The following is a 3819-nucleotide window of genomic DNA, read 5'->3' as shown; positions in this document are numbered from 1 at the left end:
ACAGAGCACAGACCCGGGACTACACCATCGACATTCGTCGATCCTCCAATCTGCGAGTCCACTCGCAACAAGCGACATCGTGTCGCACGTGCTGGTCGCGACCGGCCGAAGAGCCGCAGCGCGGCCAGCGACCGCCCGACGCGCGGACCGCCGCAGGCGGGCCGTCTTGAAACCGTAGGGAAAGTTCTCATCCGGCAGTGAAGCGGCCTGGCTGACCTGGTGTTTCGTCGCGCTCTTCGGCCTGTGCGTTTCCGCACTCAGGCACCGGCAGCGCGTCCAGGAGGAGGCACACAGGATGGCGGGGGATGCATGGAAGACTTCGGACCTGACGTTCACGACCCGTACCGGTACGCCGATAGAGCCGCGCAACTTCAACCGGGCCTTCGAGACCCACTGCCGCCGTGCAGGCGTCCCGCGTATCCGTGTACACGACACCCGGCACACGTACGCTTCGCTCCTGGCCGCCCTCGACGTCCACCCGCGTGTGGCGATGCGCATTCTGCGGCACTCGCAGATCTCGATGACCATGGACGTCTATACGCAGATCCCGAGCCCCGAGACCCGCAAGGCGCTCGACCGGCTGAATGAGCGTCTGACTGCCGAATCAGACGGTTAAGCTCGGCGGCGTTGCTGTACAACGCTGCTGTACGGCCACGAAAAAGGCCCTCTGGGATCACCCCGGAGGGCCTTTGAACTGGGCGCGGCCGGAGGTACTCGAAACCCCAACCTTCTGATCCGTAGCCAGTTAGATATCGTCCGCCGATGTCCATCTCTGGCAGAAACATCTGTTCAGAGCTATCTCTCCCGTGACCATCTTCTAAGGGTGTCCATCGGCGTCCAGGGATGTTGTTAGCAACCGCGTTAGCAAGATCCTCTTGTTGGGCCGATAGCGTTACGGGCTATGCACTCGTCCCCAGCCGAGATCCAACGTTTCTTCCTCTTCGCCGACCACTTCCAGTTCTACCTTCAAGACGCCGAAACGTACGGGGCCGCCATCAAGATCGGCGATGTCGACGGGGACCCCTGGGCCGAGGAAGCCTCAGATACGCTGAGGATCGGAGTGGAGACGTTCTCGATCGCCGTGGCCACGGCCCGCCAGGACTGGGTCCTGATAAAACTTCGCGTGCACCAGTCACCCCCACCACCGGAGCCCCTTGCCGAGGCCGACCATGTGGTAGAGGCCGACCTCGACCTGCCAACCGGACAGCTCAGCGTCTACGGCTGCGCCCAAGAGCCAGGAACCGAAGAAGTGATCGCCCTCCCACCGAGCAGGTACCGGGCGCGAATCTCGTACCTGTCGACAGAGGTTGTCCCCCCGCACACCAACGACGACGAGCCGGGAGACCACTTCGAGCACCGGGTCGAGATGTGGGCCACCGCGCAAGCTACCAGCATCCGTGTTCTGAAGCAGGGGCCCAATCCTTGGGCCGGATAACCCTCTGATCCGTAGGGAACGGCAGGTGCCGCGTTCGCACGCTGCTGCCCTGCTGAGGCGGCGGATATGGGTCGATGCGATGAGATCGCGTGAGGCGGTGTTGCTGTACGCGCTGCTGTACAGCACCCCGTCCGATGGCCCGCCCTCATCATCCGATGCCAAGTGGACCCGCACCACAGGGCCGCCAGGCCCGAGGACGGGAAGCCACGCGGCAGCCATGGTCGGCAAGTGGCGGATGGCGTTAGCGACACCGCGCTTCACAGCCACCCCGCCTACCAGCAGATTCTGACGATCTTCGCCAACGTCGACCGGCCTATGCGCGCTCGCGACCTTTGCCAGGCCCTGGACCTGCCCATCGTGTCGAAGAACACTGAGAACATCCGCTCCAAACTCAAACGCCTGGTCAGCCGCGGCATCCTCATCAAGACCGAGCCCGGCTTGTTCACCCAGCCATGCCCATAGCCCAGCAGCGAACCCCCTGACCAGCCCACCTCTTCCAACCCCAACGACGAAAAGGACATCAACACACGAATCGCCCTCTCAGGTTCCGGGCATCAGGGCCGGTACGCGATGTGCGAGATCTTGAACGCGATCCTCTGCCGGCAGGGCCTGAGGTCCGGTCAGTCCCGCTCCCAGGAGGCGTCGCCCTCGGACGCCATCAGTCCGCTCTGATAGGCGATAGCGACCGCCTGGGCGCGGTCGCGCGCGTCGATCTTCGCCAGGATCCGCTTCAGGTGGGTCTTTACCGTGGACTCGGCGAGCAGGAGCAACTCGGCGATCTGCGCGTTCGAGTAGCCCTCGGCCGCCTGCCGGAGCACCTCCCGCTCCCGGGCGGTCAGCCGGGCCAGCCGCCGATCGCGCGGCCCGGGCCGCTCCCGCCCCGGGCCGGCGGCGACGAGTTGGCCCACCAGGTCGCGGGTCACCGCCGGGTCCAACACCGACTCCCCGGCGGCGAGGGTCTGTACAGCGTCGATCAGGCGCTCCGGGGAGGCCCGCTTGAGCAGGAATCCGGCGGCGCCGGCCCGCAGCGCGCCCCACACGTAGTCGTCGTGGTGGAAAGTGGTCAGTACCAGCACCCGGGTGGGCGGCCGCGCCGCCACGATCCGGCGAGTCGCCTCGACCCCGTCGATGCCGGGCATCCGCACGTCCATCAGGACCACGTCCGGCACCGCCGCACGGCACAGCTCCACTGCCTGCAGCCCGTCAGCGGCCTCGCCGACCACCTCGATTCCGTCCGCGCTGCCGAGTACCAGGGCGACCCCGGCGCGCAGCAGGGCGTCATCGTCGGCGATCACGACTCTGATGGTCACGGGGCCACCGCCGCCGGGGTGCCCGGGATCGGGAGTACGGCATGCAGCCGGAAACCGCCGCGCTCGCCGGCGCCATGCTCCACGCTGCCGCCGAACTCGCGGACCCGCTCCGCTATGCCTCGCAGGCCGCGACCTGGCACGTAGCCGCCGGCCACGCCCACACCGTCGTCCTGGATCTCGACGTCGAGCATGTCTCCGTCGCAATGAACCGAGACCTCGGCCCGGGCCGCGCGCCCATGCTTGACCGTGTTGGTCAGCGCCTCCTGAACGATCCGGTAGGCCGACAGGTCGAGCGGGCGCGGCACCTGGTGCACGGCAGGGTCGACCCGGGCGGTCACCCGGATCCCCGTCTGCTCCATCCGCTCGGTCAGCGATGCCAGTTGTGCCAGCCCCGGCTGCAGGCCCGGCTCTTCCTGGCGCAGCAGGCCGAGCACCCGGTCCAGTTCCTCCAGCGCCTGCCGGCCGGTGTGCTCCATCGTGCCCAGCAGGCCACGGGTCTGCTCCGGGTCCCGGTCGAGCAGCCGACGGGCGGCGCCGGTCTGCACGAGTAGCACGCTGAGGGTGTGCCCGACTAGGTCGTGCAGTTCCCGGGCGATCCGCACCCGCTCGTCGGCGACCACCTGGTTGCGCAGTACTCGGCGCGCCGCTTCCTGCTCCTCCTGCCGCCGGGCCCAGCCGTAGCCGAGCGCCCAGGCCAGCAACCAGACGAACAGGACCGCGGCGGGCACCATCTGGTAGGTGTGCGTGGGTCCGGAGAAATACGCGACCATGTCGAGCAGCACGATGACCGGTCCCAGCCTGGCCTGGGCGCGCGTGCCGCGCAGGCCGAGCGAGTACAGGCCGAGCAGGTTCGCGTATGGCGATACCGGGCTGGTCACGATGAACAGGGCCTCGGCGGACAGCGCGGCGGAGCCGACCAGGTACGCGGCGAGCGGAAGCCTCCGGCGAGCGGCGAGCGCGCCGGCGATCAGCACGCTCAGCGCGAGCGCCGCGGGCATCCGGTCGCCGATCCGCACCGCCGCGCCGAGCCGCTCGACCAGCATCGCGGCCAGGAATGCGGCGGCGAGCGCCAGG

5 protein-coding genes are annotated in these 3819 nt (G+C 68.0%); 3 read left to right on the top strand and 2 right to left on the bottom strand.

Features of this window, described 5'->3' with window-relative positions:
• Positions 1-295 precede the first annotated feature (295 nt).
• From ABZ297_RS46425 to ABZ297_RS46415, 3 genes are all read left to right on the top strand, one after another.
• The gene (locus ABZ297_RS46425; RefSeq protein ID WP_355360910.1) at positions 296-616 is read left to right on the top strand and encodes a tyrosine-type recombinase/integrase; all 321 of its coding nucleotides are present in this window, start codon (positions 296-298) and stop codon (positions 614-616) included.
• A 285-nt stretch (positions 617-901) separates the two neighbouring features.
• Positions 902-1435, top strand: coding sequence for a hypothetical protein (locus tag ABZ297_RS46420; RefSeq protein WP_355360907.1), 534 nt, complete (start codon positions 902-904; stop codon positions 1433-1435).
• A gap of 228 nt (positions 1436-1663) precedes the next feature.
• Entirely contained in the window at positions 1664-1897 is a 234-nt protein-coding gene (locus ABZ297_RS46415; RefSeq protein ID WP_355360905.1) for a hypothetical protein, read from the top strand.
• A 158-nt stretch (positions 1898-2055) separates the two neighbouring features.
• Here the strand turns inward: ABZ297_RS46415 and ABZ297_RS46410 are convergent, their stop codons facing one another.
• Both ABZ297_RS46410 and ABZ297_RS46405 read right to left on the bottom strand, forming a co-directional pair.
• Entirely contained in the window at positions 2056-2745 is a 690-nt protein-coding gene (locus tag ABZ297_RS46410; RefSeq protein WP_355360902.1) for a response regulator transcription factor, read from the bottom strand.
• On the bottom strand, positions 2742-3819 hold a 1078-nt coding region (locus ABZ297_RS46405; protein ID WP_355360899.1), incomplete at its 5' end, for a sensor histidine kinase. The genes ABZ297_RS46410 and ABZ297_RS46405, both read right to left, overlap by 4 nt.

It is taken from the genome of Nonomuraea sp. NPDC005983 (assembly GCF_040614375.1).
Classification (GTDB): Bacteria; Actinomycetota; Actinomycetes; order Streptosporangiales; family Streptosporangiaceae; genus Nonomuraea.
The sequence above is the reverse complement of the archived record's forward strand: the minus strand, read 5'-3'. Positions and strand labels throughout refer to the sequence as shown.